13 protein-coding genes are annotated in these 14,563 nt (G+C 50.4%); 9 read left to right on the forward strand and 4 right to left on the reverse strand.

Annotated elements, in window-relative coordinates:
- The first annotated feature begins 265 nt into the window (after nt 1-265).
- Nucleotides 266-982 (forward strand): hypothetical protein, encoded by a 717-nt coding sequence (locus HU143_RS11430; RefSeq protein WP_001579849.1) that lies wholly within the window; start codon nt 266-268, stop codon nt 980-982.
- Nucleotides 983-1,110: 128 nt separating this feature from the next.
- Here the strand turns inward: HU143_RS11430 and steB are convergent, their stop codons facing one another.
- Nucleotides 1,111-1,512, reverse strand: a complete 402-nt coding sequence (gene steB / locus HU143_RS11435) for a type III secretion system effector SteB (protein ID WP_077464089.1) — start codon at nt 1,510-1,512, stop codon at nt 1,111-1,113.
- 515 nt (nt 1,513-2,027) lie between these two features.
- On the opposite strand from steB, the gene HU143_RS11440 reads away from it, so the two are divergent.
- The 3 genes from HU143_RS11440 (at nt 2,028) to HU143_RS11450 (ending at nt 5,247) form a co-directional block, all read left to right on the forward strand.
- A complete protein-coding gene (locus HU143_RS11440; protein ID WP_001120770.1) occupies nt 2,028-2,303 on the forward strand; it encodes a metal/formaldehyde-sensitive transcriptional repressor in 276 nt (91 codons plus the stop codon).
- A 31-nt stretch (nt 2,304-2,334) separates the two neighbouring features.
- A complete protein-coding gene (locus HU143_RS11445) occupies nt 2,335-3,453 on the forward strand; it encodes an S-(hydroxymethyl)glutathione dehydrogenase/class III alcohol dehydrogenase (RefSeq protein ID WP_023227537.1) in 1,119 nt (372 codons plus the stop codon).
- A 168-nt stretch (nt 3,454-3,621) separates the two neighbouring features.
- Nucleotides 3,622-5,247, forward strand: coding sequence for a methyl-accepting chemotaxis protein (locus HU143_RS11450; RefSeq protein ID WP_023227536.1), 1,626 nt, complete (start codon nt 3,622-3,624; stop codon nt 5,245-5,247).
- 60 nt (nt 5,248-5,307) lie between these two features.
- Here HU143_RS11450 and HU143_RS11455 read toward each other — a convergent pair whose 3' ends face one another.
- Nucleotides 5,308-6,231 carry a LysR substrate-binding domain-containing protein gene (locus HU143_RS11455; RefSeq protein WP_000414259.1) on the reverse strand — a complete coding sequence of 308 codons (924 nt, stop codon included), beginning with the start codon at nt 6,229-6,231 and terminating at the stop codon, nt 5,308-5,310.
- Nucleotides 6,232-6,523: 292 nt separating this feature from the next.
- Here HU143_RS11455 and HU143_RS11460 point away from each other — a divergent pair, with 292 nt between their 5' ends.
- From HU143_RS11460 to HU143_RS11480, 5 genes are all read left to right on the forward strand, one after another.
- The gene (locus HU143_RS11460) at nt 6,524-7,867 is read left to right on the forward strand and encodes a VOC family protein (protein WP_000024092.1); all 1,344 of its coding nucleotides are present in this window, start codon (nt 6,524-6,526) and stop codon (nt 7,865-7,867) included.
- A gap of 48 nt (nt 7,868-7,915) precedes the next feature.
- The gene (locus HU143_RS11465; RefSeq protein WP_023227535.1) at nt 7,916-9,424 is read left to right on the forward strand and encodes a carboxylesterase/lipase family protein; all 1,509 of its coding nucleotides are present in this window, start codon (nt 7,916-7,918) and stop codon (nt 9,422-9,424) included.
- A gap of 219 nt (nt 9,425-9,643) precedes the next feature.
- Nucleotides 9,644-11,299, forward strand: a complete 1,656-nt coding sequence (locus HU143_RS11470; RefSeq protein WP_001081954.1) for a glucan biosynthesis protein D — start codon at nt 9,644-9,646, stop codon at nt 11,297-11,299.
- A 195-nt stretch (nt 11,300-11,494) separates the two neighbouring features.
- Nucleotides 11,495-12,070, forward strand: coding sequence for a YceI family protein (locus HU143_RS11475; RefSeq protein ID WP_001024319.1), 576 nt, complete (start codon nt 11,495-11,497; stop codon nt 12,068-12,070).
- Between the two features lie 11 nt (nt 12,071-12,081).
- Complete coding sequence (locus HU143_RS11480) at nt 12,082-13,284, forward strand: lactate oxidase (protein ID WP_000848084.1); 1,203 nt, start codon at nt 12,082-12,084, stop codon at nt 13,282-13,284.
- Between the two features lie 46 nt (nt 13,285-13,330).
- On the opposite strand, the gene aac(6') is transcribed toward HU143_RS11480, so the two are convergent.
- Together aac(6') and HU143_RS11490 are read right to left on the reverse strand one after the other, a co-directional pair.
- Entirely contained in the window at nt 13,331-13,768 is a 438-nt protein-coding gene (aac(6'), locus tag HU143_RS11485; RefSeq protein WP_023227534.1) for a cryptic aminoglycoside N-acetyltransferase AAC(6')-Iy/Iaa, read from the reverse strand.
- Nucleotides 13,768-14,559, reverse strand: coding sequence for a DeoR/GlpR family DNA-binding transcription regulator (locus HU143_RS11490; RefSeq protein WP_001676823.1), 792 nt, complete (start codon nt 14,557-14,559; stop codon nt 13,768-13,770). The genes aac(6') and HU143_RS11490 overlap by 1 nt, the downstream gene beginning before the upstream one ends.
- Nucleotides 14,560-14,563: the final 4 nt, after the last annotated feature.

Genomic DNA, 14,563 nt, shown 5'->3' on the forward strand with positions numbered 1-14,563 from the left:
TAAATACATCATCAACAACGTGAGGTTAATACCGGGTACATATTATCTGACTGCTATCATTATTGAGTATGCGCCTGGCTAAGGCAAAGATCTAAAAAAGAAGCCACTCCTGATTTTAGTGTGCTGGCGTGAGTATGAGCTGGCTTGATACTCAGGAAAAACAGACAAACTTATCATCCGACTATTATTGCTAAAGTGCTAGTGTTTTATGTGACATTTTGATTTCTATTTTCATATTAAATATTTCTTAAGTGAGTTAACTATAATGAATGATGATTCAATTATTAAAAACTCTTCGATGCTTTTGGCCTATTTAGGTGGTTTGGGATGGGGAAGCGCCTATTTTTATGGCTGGGGCGTCTCCGCGTACTATGGTTTCCCGTGGTGGTATGTAGGCGTCGGCCCTGACAACATTGCCCGAAGTCTATTCCATGCGATTAGCCTGATGGCTATATTCATAATAGCGTGGGGAGTGGGTATTCTATTATTTTTTTTAGTAAAGCAAAAAGCACGTATCCACGACCTTAGCTTTTTACGTCTTTTTTTGGCAGCGGTTTTGTTCTTTATTCCAATTGTTATCGAGTTTTCTCTCTTAACAGAATCGTTTTTGTGGGAGCTTTTTTTTATCATTTTACTGGTGGCTTTATGCTTATCGGTGGGGATGCGTTTTTATAGTAAATTGATGCCAGTGATTTGTTTTACGCAACTCAGTTGGGTGCGAAGACATTGTTTCACTATAGTTATGATTGGTTTTATTATATATTTTTTTATATTTTCTTTTTTTGTTGGGATCTATAAGCCACAATTAAAGAAAGAATACGAAATGATATTGTATGATGGAGGCTGGTACTACGTCCTGGCCAGATATCATGATAGTTTTATTTTGTCGAAATCCTTTACTAAAAATAACAATAGATTTATTATTTTTAGACCAGAAGATGGACACTCTTATGAAATTACCTTGGTAAAAGTCAGACTTTAATAAAATACTGGTTGGCAAGAGCGTGAAATGACGCCAGAGCTTCCCATAGCAGAGATTAGAGAAAGAACTGAGCGCCCATATCTGTAGGCTGTGGAATAGCAATGCCGGGAAGGGCATGGCATGACACTTTATCTGACATTACCATTTGAGTGACAGGTTAGCAGATGTTTCAGGCCAAACCCAAGTTGAACTGGAGCGCTCAGAAGCCGATTACCTACATAACAAATATTGGCCGCAAGCTTATGCTGTGGGCGAAATATACGACCGCTATTATCCAGACTGGCTGTTAACTTATTTATTTTCCCAAAGTAGCCTATAACAGGCCTCCCTGAGGCATTGGCTAGCATCTGTGCATTGGAAAAACAGGCTCCATTTGCACTATAGCAACTTATAAATTTTATTGCCTCATGAGAGTTGCTAATATGGCGGATTGATTTTGAAAGTGATGATGACTGACTTGCCCCGGAACTGTACCGATTTTCATGTTGAACAACAAAAGGGGCACCATGTTTACAAATCGAAATAGGCATGGATTATTACCTGAGATTGATTTCAAATTAACAATAATGATGACGCTTTTGGGTATTAAAAAACTTTCAAATAACGCTCATTTGATTTTTTGTCCACATTGACTAAATCTGGAAAGATACAGGGTTGAGATATTTTCGCTACCCGTCGGCGGTGTATCGCAGTTGTGATGTTACGTTCTTACAAGACTGACATCTGCATATCATAACCTTTATTCATTACCCACCTGATGATTATATAAAAACTATTGAGCAAATATTTACTTCTGGGTAATGGGGCTGGATTCACCGGCATTACCTCTATGCCTCAGTCGGGCAGAACATTGCAGCTTAGAAAGGAAGCTTTGGCGTTTATTGTCTGTGGCCTGAAAAAGTTCCCCGTGAGCTGAATGTGAACTGATTCTTGATGACCTATGCCGACAAGTTATAAGTGATTGATTTTTATAATGTTTTTAATTTTACAATTACATAAACATAAAATTATGATAGTATACCCCCCTATAGTATATGGAGGTCGAATGCCGCATTCACCTGAAGATAAAAAACGTATTCTTACCCGTGTTCGTCGCATACGCGGGCAGGTTGAAGCGCTGGAGCGGGCGCTTGAGTCTGGCGAACCTTGTCTGGCGATTCTGCAACAGATTGCCGCCGTGCGCGGCGCGTCTAATGGCCTGATGAGTGAAATGGTTGAGATCCATCTGAAAGATGAGCTGGTCAGCGGGGAAACTACGCCAGATCAGCGCGCGGTTCGGATGGCGGAAATCGGCCATCTTCTTCGCGCTTATCTAAAATAACAATTTCCCTCACCGTAACAGGAAGAGATATATGAAATCACGTGCAGCAGTTGCTTTTGGTCCCGGTCAGCCGCTAAAAATTGTCGAGATTGACGTTGCGCCGCCGAAAAAAGGCGAAGTTCTGATCAAAATCACCCATACCGGCGTTTGCCATACCGATGCATTTACCCTTTCCGGCGATGATCCGGAAGGCGTATTTCCGGCAGTCCTGGGTCACGAAGGCGGCGGCGTGGTAGTTGAGGTTGGCGAGGGGGTAACCAGCCTGAAACCCGGCGACCATGTTATTCCACTGTATACGGCGGAATGCGGCGAGTGTAAGTTCTGTAAGTCCGGTAAAACTAACCTTTGCCAGGCCGTACGCGCCACTCAGGGAAAAGGGTTGATGCCGGATGGCACTACCCGCTTTTCTTATAACGGCGAACCCGTTTATCACTATATGGGAACCAGCACGTTCAGCGAATATACCGTTTGCGCGGAAATTTCTCTGGCGAAAGTGAACCCGCAGGCGCCGCTGGATAAAGTGTGTCTGTTGGGCTGCGGCGTGACGACGGGTATTGGCGCCGTCCATAACACCGCTAAAGTGAAAGCGGGCGACACCGTTGCCGTTTTTGGTTTAGGCGGTATTGGGCTGGCGGTTATTCAGGGCGCGGTTCAGGCTAAAGCCGGGCGTATTTTAGCTGTCGACACGAATCCGGAAAAATTTACGCTGGCGGGCGAAATGGGGGCCACGGACTTTATTAATCCGAATGATTACGACAAACCGATCCAGGACGTTATTGTTGAGCTTACTGATGGCGGCGTAGATTTCAGTTTTGAATGTATCGGCAACGTTAACGTGATGCGAGCAGCGCTGGAATGTTGTCATAAAGGCTGGGGCGAAAGCATTATTATTGGCGTAGCGGGGGCAGGGCAGGAAATCAAAACCCGTCCCTTCCAGCTAGTGACCGGTCGCGTCTGGCGTGGCTCCGCTTTTGGCGGCGTGAAAGGGCGCACGCAGCTGCCAGGGATGGTCGAAGATGCGATGAACGGTAAAATCCGTTTAGATCCTTTTATTACTCACCGCCTGCCGCTGGAGCAGATTAACGATGCCTTTGAACTGATGCATCAGGGTAAATCCATCCGTACTGTTATCCACTTTGGCGATAACTGATTCATCCGCCAGCGGATTTTCCGCTGGCGCTTTTCTGAATTTTCTGGAATGAATGTTGTGAAAATGTGACGAAGGCGATGCTTTTCGCGATAAGCAAACGTCACGAAGTGCCGATGACTATCTAACGGGCGTGTTTTACGCATAAAACTTACAAGAGAGTCGACGGTCATGGGCAACACATTCTCGATGCAAGCCTCGCATAAACTGGGCTTCCTGCATCATATTCGGCTGGTTCCGCTGTTTTCCTCCATTCTCGGTGGCATCCTTCTTCTTTTTGCTTTGAGCGCCGGGCTGGCAGGCTATTTTCTGTTACAGGCCGATCGCGATCAGCGTGATGTCACGGACGAGATTCAGGTACGGATGGGATTATCCAACAGCGCTAACCACTTACGTACCGCACGTATCAATATGATCCACGCTGGCGCGGCGAGCCGGATTGCTGAAATGGATGAAATGAAAGCCAATATTGCCGCTGCGGAAACGCGGATCAAGCAGTCTCAGGACGGCTTTAACGCTTATATGTCCAGAGCGGTGAAAACACCCGCCGATGACGCATTGGATAACGAGTTAAACGCCCGCTACACCGCCTATATCAACGGCCTGCAACCGATGCTGAAATTTGCCAAAAATGGCATGTTCGAAGCGATCATTAATCATGAAAACGAGCAGGCAAAACAACTGGATGCCGCATATAACCATGTCCTGTTGAAAGCGATTGAACTGCGCACCGAGCGGGCGAGACTACTTAGCGAGCAGGCTTACCAACGTACCCGGCTCGGTATGATGTTTATGATTGGCGCATTTACGTTGGCGCTGGTATTGACGTTAATGACCTTCATGGCGCTACGTCGCACGGTGATACAACCCTTGCAGCAGTCTGCGTCACGTATCGAACGCATTGCGGCGGGCGATCTGACCATGGCTGACGAGCCCACAGGACGCAGTGAAATAGGTCGCCTGAGTCATCATCTTCAGCAGATGCAGCATGCGTTGCAACAAACGGTAGGGGCGGTGCGTCAGGGGGCGGAGGAAATTTATCGAGGCACCAGCGAAATTACCGCCGGTAATACGGATTTATCTTCTCGTACTGAACAGCAGGCTGCCGCCATTGAACAAACCGCGGCCAGTATGGAACAGTTGACGGCAACCGTTAAGCAGAATGCGGATAATGCGCATCACGCCAGCAAACTGGCGGAAGATGCTTCCGGTAAAGCCAGTCGCGGAGGCCAGATGGTTTCCGGGGTCGTACAAACGATGGGGAATATTTCCACCAGCTCGAAAAAAATCTCGGAAATTACCGCCGTCATTAACAGTATCGCTTTCCAGACCAACATCCTGGCGCTGAACGCGGCGGTCGAGGCGGCACGCGCCGGGGAACAAGGACGCGGTTTTGCGGTGGTCGCCAGTGAGGTTCGTACCCTCGCCAGTCGCAGCGCGCAGGCGGCAAAAGAGATTGAAGGCTTGATCGGCGCATCGGTCAGCCTGATTGAACAAGGATCTGAAGAGGTTATCGCTGCGGGGAGCACCATGAATGAGATTGTGGATGCCGTCAAACGCGTCACCGATATTATGCTCGATATCGCGGCAGCCTCTGATGAGCAAAGTCGCGGTATTGTTCAGGTCAGTCAGGCGATTTCTGAGATGGACAGGGTTACGCAACAAAACGCGTCGCTGGTCGAAGAGGCGTCCGCGGCGGCGGCTTCGCTTGAAGAACAGGCCGCCCGCTTGACGCAAGCCGTTGATGCGTTTCATTTACAGGATACTGGCGCGACGATGCGATCATCCTTCCTTTAGTAAGCGTCGCGCCAGCGGGCTATTTTAGCCGCGGGCGCGTTTATTCTCCGACAGTCGCTATCACAGCGGCATCGATTTACGGATCGCCGCAATCAGCATTTGCGCCCCGGTTGAGAGCGGGATATCAACTCGCGTAAGAATACCTATCGGTTCGCCTGCGCTCTGGGTCGGCACGGGTAATGAGACCAGCGTCGCCTGGCGAAGATCTTCTTTAACCGCGCCAGAGGGGACGAACCAGACGTAATCGTAATCTACGGTCAGTTGTCGTGATAACGATGCGGATAGCGTTTCGATACATCCGGCAGGCATTTTACACCCCTGGCTTTGCAACAGGGCTTCCGCATTCTGGCGCGGTACCGTGCCTTTTGGCGAGACGACTACCGGCCACTCCATAACCCGACTGAGCGTGATCGTCTCCTGTAACAGGGGATGACCGGGGCGTACCACTAATTTAAGCGATTCTAAAAACAGCAGTTCGTAATTTAAACCGCCCATTAATTCCGGGTCTGACATGCGGCCAATACCCAGATCGATCTCGCCTGATTTCAGACCTGCAAGCAACATCGTATTGTTCATGGTCGCGACCTGTAACGAGGTCGATTTTTGCTGTTGATGGAACCGCCCAATAGCCGCCGGGAGTATACCCAGCGCAGCGGTGGGGAGCGCGCCAACACGCACCACATCGGCGCTGGCGTCCTCTTTGCGATTCAGCGCCTGCCCGGCGGTATTCAATGCATCTAATACTTTTACCGCATGAGTCAAAAATTGTTCGCCAGGAACCGTTAATTGCGCGCCCAGTCGCCCGCGTTCGAACAGACGGGTTCCGGTGAGTTGTTCCAGTTCGTTCAGCGTTTTAGAAAGCGCTGGCTGGCTCAGGTTAAGGGTTTCAGCCGCGCGCCCCAGAGTTCCCTGTTGCGCAACGGCGACAAATGTATGAAGGTGGCGCAACCGAATGCGCTGACTAAACAGACCATTTTTTTCCATAAGCGATGTTAAAAACAGAGCCGTGCGGGTGACAAGTAAACTTGTTTGTTTTTGATAACCTGATAGCAAAATATTATTAACATTTTACCATTTCAAGTTACAACTGTTTTATTTTACTGATGATTCAACTGCCGTTAAGCGTGTTAAGCCGCGATGTGGTCGGGGATATGCCAGCTCATGTCAATCCGTTCTGCATAATGAATTCAGACCGGATCACACTTTATAAATTCTTCTCCCCGGAATGGATGAGGTTTTCTACACTCCAGGTAACATTCACTGGAGGCATGACATTATGGCGAACACCATCACGGCAGATGAGATTCGGGAACACTTTTCGCAGGCAATGTCGGCAATGTACCAGCAGGAAGTTCCGCAGTACGGTACGTTACTGGAACTTGTGGCTGACGTGAATCTGGCGGTGCTGGAAAATAATCCCAAACTGCATGAGCAGTTGGCTAATGCCGATGAACTGGCGCGATTGAACGTGGAACGACATGGCGCCATTCGTGTTGGCACCGCAGAAGAACTTTCTACCTTGCGTCGGATATTCGCCATCATGGGGATGTACCCAGTAAGTTATTACGATCTCTCTCAGGCGGGCGTGCCTGTGCACTCCACGGCATTTCGTCCCATTGACGAGGCTTCGCTCTCGCGTAATCCCTTTCGCATGTTCACTTCGCTATTACGCCTGGAGCTCATTGAAAACGCGGCATTACGCCAGCGGGCGGCGGAAATCTTATCGCAGCGTGATATTTTTACATCGCGCTGCCGACAATTGCTGGATGAGTACGACGAGCAGGGCGGTTTTAGTGCTGCTCAGGCCGAAGAGTTCGTCCGTGAAACGCTGGAGACTTTTCGCTGGCATCGTCAGGCTACCGTTGATGAAGAAACGTACCGCAGCCTGCATCGTGAGCATCGTTTAATTGCCGACGTGGTCTGTTTTCCGGGATGTCACATTAACCATCTGACGCCGCGTACTCTGGATATCGACCGGGTACAGGCCATGATGCCGGAGTGCGGCATTACGCCTAAAATTCTTATCGAAGGTCCGCCTCGCCGCGAAGTGCCTATTCTGTTGCGGCAAACCAGTTTCAAAGCCCTGGAAGAGCAGGTGCTCTTCGTTGATGAAAAGCAGGGTACGCACACGGCGCGCTTCGGCGAAATTGAGCAACGTGGCGTCGCGCTGACGCCAAAAGGTCGTCGATTATATGACGAACTGTTGCACAAGGCGGGAACGGGTAAGGATAACTTCACGCATCAACTCCATTTGCGGGAGGTCTTTAACGCCTTTCCGGATAGCGAATTTCTGCTTCGCCAGCAGGGGCTTGCCTGGTTCCGTTATCGCTTAACGCCTTCCGGCGAGGCGCATCGTCAGGCGATCCATCCTGGCGACGATCCGCAGCCGCTTATTGAGCGCGGTTGGGTGATCGCGCAGCCGATTACCTATGAAGATTTTCTTCCGGTCAGCGCAGCCGGCATTTTTCAGTCGAATTTGGGAAATGAAACGCTGGCCAGAAGCCACGGCAATGCCAGCCGCGACGCCTTTGAACAGGCGCTGGGATGTGCAGTACGGGATGAGTTTTCGTTATATCAGGAAGCGGAAGAACGCAGTAAACGCCGTTGCGGTCTGCTTTAAAAGCGGTAAGCTTCACAGGCTGTGAGGATACTGTAAAAGGAAGGCGTTATGTTGAATCCCTCCATCCCGTTGGTGGAGACGCGTCACGGTAAAATCGTGGGCGTCGTACAGGAAGAAATCCATATCTGGCGCGGTATACCTTATGCCGCGCCGCCAATAGGGGAGCTACGCTGGCGTGCGCCGCAGCCTGTTACGCCCTGGCACGACGTGCGCCAGGCGGATTGTTTCTCCTGCGCCAGTTGGCAGGATATTACCTGGTGTCGCGAACTCGGCGGCGGCGATCCGGGAAATTTTTCCGAAGACTGTCTCTATCTGAACGTCTGGGCTCCCGCCGTACGTCATGAACCGTTGCCGGTCATGGTCTGGCTACACGGCGGCGGTTACACCATTGGCGCGGGGAGTTTGCCGCCCTATGACGGTCAAGCGCTGGCGAAGCGCGGCGCGATCGTGGTGACGGTCAATTATCGGCTTGGCCATCTGGGATTTTTCGCGCATCCGGCGCTGGAAGGCGAAGGGGGGGAGTGTATCCATAATTTCGCTTTACTCGATCAAATCGCTGCGCTGCGTTGGGTGCAGGACAATATTGCCGCGTTTGGCGGCGATACGCAGAATGTGACGTTATTTGGCGAATCCGCCGGCGCCCGCAGCGTGCTGTCGTTGATGGCTTCGCCGTTGGCGAAGGGGCTTTTTCATAAAGCGATTATTCAGAGTGGTTATACGCTGCCGGATACGCCCCGCGAGGTGGCGCTAAAAAAAGGCGTTGCGCTGGCGGAACATCTTGGTTTAGCCCATGCCACTGCCGAACAGCTACGCGCTTTACCGGCAGAGACGTTTTGGCCGCTGGACGCGCCTTTTAAAATTGCGCCGACGCCGATTTCCGGTGACGTCGTGCTGCCGCATCCGATGCTGGAAACCTTCTTTGCGGCGAAACAGCATCCGATACCGGTGATGATCGGCTCGAATAGCGATGAAGCCAGCGTATTGGCCGTTTTTGGCGTCGATATTGCCGGTCAAATTCAAAAAATGCGCCGTGAGCGGCGTGTTGGTCTGGGGTTAATTCGGCTGCTTTATCCTGGAGTGAAAGGCGACGAAGCGCTAGGGCGGCAGGTCTGTCGGGATATGGTATTTACCACGTTGGGTTATGTCGTCATGCAAGCGCAGCAGCGGATCGGCGAACCGTGCTGGCGTTACTGGTTTGATTATGTCGCCGAAGCGGAGCATAACACCTACGCGAATGGCGCCTGTCATGGCAATGAAATACCGTATGTATTCGATACGTTAACGCGGGCTGAGCCCACATGCCATTATGTGAATGAGAATGACCTGGCCTTTGCCTCGCAGGTGGCGGATTACTGGGTGAATTTCGCTCGTCATGCCAGCCGCACGCGCGACGTGCTGCACGGGCCGGTTCGCTGGCCCGCCAGCATTCGGGGGCGAGATCGTCTGTTGCGGATTGGGCTGAACAAACTTGCCGGTTTTAAAGTGGAAAACCGCTTTATGCGTGCGCGTCTGGCGCTGTTTAAACGAGTCATGAAGCATCACGTTAGTCTGGAATAAACTTTTCATAACCTGAAGAATGCTGCGTGAGGTTTACATCCGATTCGGTCGGTTCTTATCGACATAAAATATTTACGCTTTTGCACAGTTTCCAGGCGACCAACAATTGGATTATTAATGAATTTTGTCTAGAGTGAGCGGTCAGAAACGGGCACATTCTTGCTGCTGAAAAAACCAGCGCGGGACCATTCACAAGACCAGAAGGACTCATTTTCAGGTATGAATCGTAGACGATTTATTAAAGGTTCAATGGCAATGGCCGCCGTGTGCGGTTCCAGCGGTATTGCTTCCCTCTTTTCTCAGGCGGCGTTTGCCGCGGAATCCGATATTGCGGATGGTAAAATTGTCCGTTTTGATTTTGCTGGTCTGCAATCAATGGCCCAGGCGTTAGCGAAAAAGCCCTGGGGCGGCGCGCCGGGACCCTTGCCGGATACGCTCGCCAATCTGACGCCGCAGGCCTATAACAGCATTCAGTATGACGCGGCGCATTCACTCTGGAACGGTGTTGCCAACCGGCAGCTCGATATTCAGTTTTTCCACGTAGGGATGGGCTTTCGTCGTCGCGTACGCATGTTTTCCGTTGATACGACGACGCATCTTGCTCGCGAGATTCATTTTCGCCCGGAACTGTTTAAATACAACGATGCCGGCGTCGATACGACGCAACTGGAAGGGCAGAGCGATCTCGGTTTCGCCGGTTTCCGTGTCTTTAAAGCGCCGGAACTGGCGCGACGCGATGTCGTCTCCTTCCTGGGCGCCAGTTATTTCCGGGCGGTAGATGATACTTATCAGTATGGCCTGTCGGCTCGCGGGCTGGCGATAGATACCTATACTGACGGTCAGGAAGAGTTCCCTGACTTCACCGCATTCTGGTTTGACACCGCGAAGCCGGGCGATACTACGTTTACCGTTTACGCTCTGTTGGACAGCGCTAGCGTGACGGGCGCGTATAAATTTGTGATCCATTGCGAAAAAACGCAGGTGATCATGGATGTAGAAAACCATCTCTACGCCCGTAAAGATATAAAGCAACTTGGCATTGCGCCGATGACCAGTATGTTTAGCTGTGGGAATAATGAACGTCGGGTATGCGACACCATTCACCCGCAAATTCACGACTCCGATCGGCTGGCGATGTGGCGGGGTAACGGCGAGTGGATTTGCCGCCCGCTGAATAATCCGCAGAAATTGCAGTTCAATGCATATATGGACGATAACCCAAAAGGGTTCGGCCTGCTGCAACTCGATCGCGATTTCTCGCATTATCAGGATGTGATGGGCTGGTACAACAAACGTCCGAGCCTGTGGGTGGAGCCGCGTAGTAAGTGGGGGAAAGGCGCAGTTAGCCTGATGGAGATCCCAACCACTGGCGAAACTCTGGATAATGTGGTCTGTTTCTGGCAGCCGGAAAAAGCGATCAAAGCCGGGGATACGCTGGCGTTTAATTATCGTTTGTACTGGAGCGCGCAGCCGCCGGTACAATCTCCGCTTGCGCGGGTCATGGCGACCCGTACAGGGATGGGCGGCTTTCCCGAAGGCTGGGCGCCGGGCGAGCATTACCCGGATAAATGGGCGCGCCGTTTTGCTATTGATTTTGTCGGCGGCGATCTGAAAGCGGCCGCGCCAAAAGGCATTGAGCCGGTAATTACACTCTCCAGTGGCGAGGCGAAGCAGATTGAGATCCTCTACGTAGAGCCTTTCGACGGTTATCGTATCCAGTTTGACTGGTATCCGACCTCGGATTCTACGGCACCGGTGGATATGCGTATGTTCCTGCGCTGCCAGGGGGAGGCTATCAGCGAAACCTGGCTGTATCAGTATTTCCCGCCCGCGCCGGATAAGCGCCGTTATGTTGACGATCGTATCATGCGTTAGTCAGTTTGCCTTCTGTACCGCCACAAAGGCGGTACAGGTTGCGGAAATTGCCCTGGCATAAACTCATTCGTGAGCTGCTGTTTTTGTGACACAACCTTTCCATCGTTCTATTTTTGCAACAGTCCTTCCTGTTTATCCCTCTCGATCCTACGGACAGGGGACATTAAGATAGCTTCACCTTATTTAAGATATAAAGTGAATATAATGAAAAAGAGTTTTCTTGGTGCTGTCCTGTCTCTGGGCTTATTAAGTGCTGCTCATGCAGATGTATATAAATTTGATAATACGCATACCAATGCGGTATTTAATATCGATCATTTCCAGACCTCAACCAATCATGGCGGGTTTTATGCTATTAGCGGCGAACTGAAATATCAGCCGGAAAAGCAAGTCGCAGAGATGCGTGTGACGATTCCCGTGAGCGCCTTAAATACCGGGGTGGATGCGTTTGATAATCATATTCGCAGTAGCGATATTCTGGATGCGGAAAAATATCCAGAAATAGTATTTAAATCGACAAAATGGCATTTTGAAGATAATAAACCGGTTTCTATTGACGGTTTGTTAACAATGAAGGGAGTAACTAAGCCCGTCACCTTAACCACCACTAAGTTTGGCTGTTATATGAGCCCGATATTCAAGGCGCAGGTTTGCGGTGGTGATTTTGTCACGCAAATAGATCGCACCCAGTGGGGTGTAGATTATCTGGTCGATATGGGGATGACGAAAGTTGTCGATATAAAAATCCAGGCAGAAGCGGTTAAGCAATAAAAGGAATAATGATGAAAACTCATCACCTCATTCGGGTAGTGGCCTCGCTGGCGATGTTGGCAACGTCAGGCCTGGCTTATGCTGAAGAGTACAAAGCCAGCACGGACGAAAAAGCAATAAAAATGACGAACGTAGCCTCTCTGGAAGCGCGCGTTCAGGCCAGAATGGAGAAAGGGGCATTTGGTTATATTCGCGGCGGAGCCGAAGATGAGAATAACCTTCGCAGCAATACCGAAAGCTTTGACAAAAAATATATTATGCCGCGCGTATTACAGGGCATTGAGTTAAAAGAGATCGATTTATCAACGCAGCTACTGGGTATTCCGCTTAAAACGCCTATAATCCAGGCACCGATGGCAGCGCAGGGCCTGGCCCACGCCTCCGGAGAGTTGGCGACGGCGAAAGGCATGGCGCAGGTCGGTTCGATTTTCTCGTTGAGCACTTATGGCAACAAGACCATCGAAGAGGTAGCTAACGTTTCCGGGAAAAATCCGTTCTTCTTCCAGCTTTATATGAGTAAGAATAATCAGTTTAACGAATTTATTCTTGCACAAGCGGTAAAACATGGCGCTAAAGCGATTATTCTGACCGTAGATTCGCCTGTCGGCGGTTATCGGGAAGAAGATATTAAAAATAACTTCCAGTTCCCGCTGGGTTTTGCAAACCTGGAAATGTTCGCCAGAAAAAATGACGATGGTTCAAAAACTGGCAAAGGAGCAGGGATAAGTGAAATTTACGCGCAGGCTAAACAAGCCTTTACGCCGGAGGATATTGCCTATGTACATCGTATTTCCGGTCTGCCGGTTATCGTAAAAGGCATTCAGTCGCCGGAGGATGCTGAAATTGCTATCCAGGCCGGGGCCGCAGGAATATGGGTTTCTAACCATGGTGGCCGTCAATTAGACAGCGGGCCGTCCTCATTCGATATGCTTCCTGCGATTGCAAAAGTCGTCAACAAGCGAGTGCCTGTTATTTTTGACAGTGGAGTACGCCGTGGTTCGCACGTATTCAAAGCGTTAGCCAGCGGGGCGGATATTGTGGCGGTTGGCCGGCCTGTATTATACGGTCTTAATCTTGGCGGCGCTCAGGGTGTGGCATCAGTGATTGAACAGCTAAACAAAGAGCTGACAATTAACATGATGTTGGGTGGCGCCAGAAATATTGAACAAGTGAAAACGACACGCTTGTTAACTGAAAAAGATCTGCCCCAGTAATATAAAGGTCGGGTACTATACCCGACCTTTTCCTGTATGATTTCCCTCAACAACGCTTTCGGTAGAAAATGACGCGCTCTGTTTCCTCAAATCCTAACGCCTGGTGAACTTTCTGGGAAATTGTATTTTCCGGCGAGGTATCGGAGGCCATTTCCCGACACCCTTTATTCGTTCCCCATCGTTGCACCGCTGCAATCAATTGTTTCGCTACGCCGCGTTGACGGAATGAGGGGAGAACAAAAATACCTTCAAGGAAAGCCACGGGCGAACTGTCACAGCCATTGACATAATCGTGGCGGATTGAGGCATCCGCAAAGCCAATCGCCACCCCGTCTGCCATCGCAATAAATGATGCCAGATGATCGGTTTGCAGAATTTCTTCGCCGTCCGCCAGATGGGCGTCATCCGGGTGACCGGGCCAGAGCTGTTTTCGCAATCCGCGCCAGTGCTCCAGATGGGTTTTGTTCATTTGCCTGATGTCCATTAACGCACTCCTGATGAGGGGTCTGGCATGATGAGACGGCACCCCGCCTGCTGATAACGTCGGGCGATAGCAGACGGGAGCGCGCTGTCGCTAAGGATGGTAGTAATACAGGACAGCGTCGCCACCGCATGGGGTTCTACAGTATCAAACTTTGAGTGATCGGCCATCAATATGACCTCGCGTGAGCGCTGAATAATGCGCGTTTTAACGCCCACTTCAAACATGGTAGCGTTGGTGATGCCCGTTTCAATCGACAGCGCATCGCAGGAGATAAAGGCGCGTTCAACGGCAAAGGCGTTAATCATCTCCAGCGCCAGACTCTCGCCCACCGAAAAGTAACCGGGGCGAATCAGTCCGCCGATAATGTAACTCTCTACGTGTGGGAAGCCACCCAGTTCATTAGCGATTTTGATGTCATTGCAAATGACTTTTACTTTGGCGTCGACCAGACATTTTGCCAGTTCCAGACAGGTGGAGCCGGAGTCGAGAAAAAAGCAGTCTCCATCTTTGATGAACGTGCGGGCGAGGGCGGCGATTTCGCGTTTCGCCTCGCTTTGTAACGTCCGCTTAACGTCGAAAACATATTCTTTATCTTCCGTACTGTCGTCAAAGTCAATACAACCATGGCCGCGAACCATACCGGGATAACGGCTGGCAATATAGTGAAAATCCCGGCGCACGGTTGCCTCTGCATAGCCAAAAAGCTCAATAGCTTGCTGTGTTGAGAGGTGCCTGTGTTGCCAAAGGTAATGCAACATCTGTTTGATACGGTCGGGGCGCTGTTGGCTCATCAGC

It is taken from the genome of Salmonella sp. SJTUF14076 (genome assembly GCF_015534835.1).
Lineage (GTDB): Bacteria > Pseudomonadota > Gammaproteobacteria > Enterobacterales > Enterobacteriaceae > Salmonella > Salmonella enterica.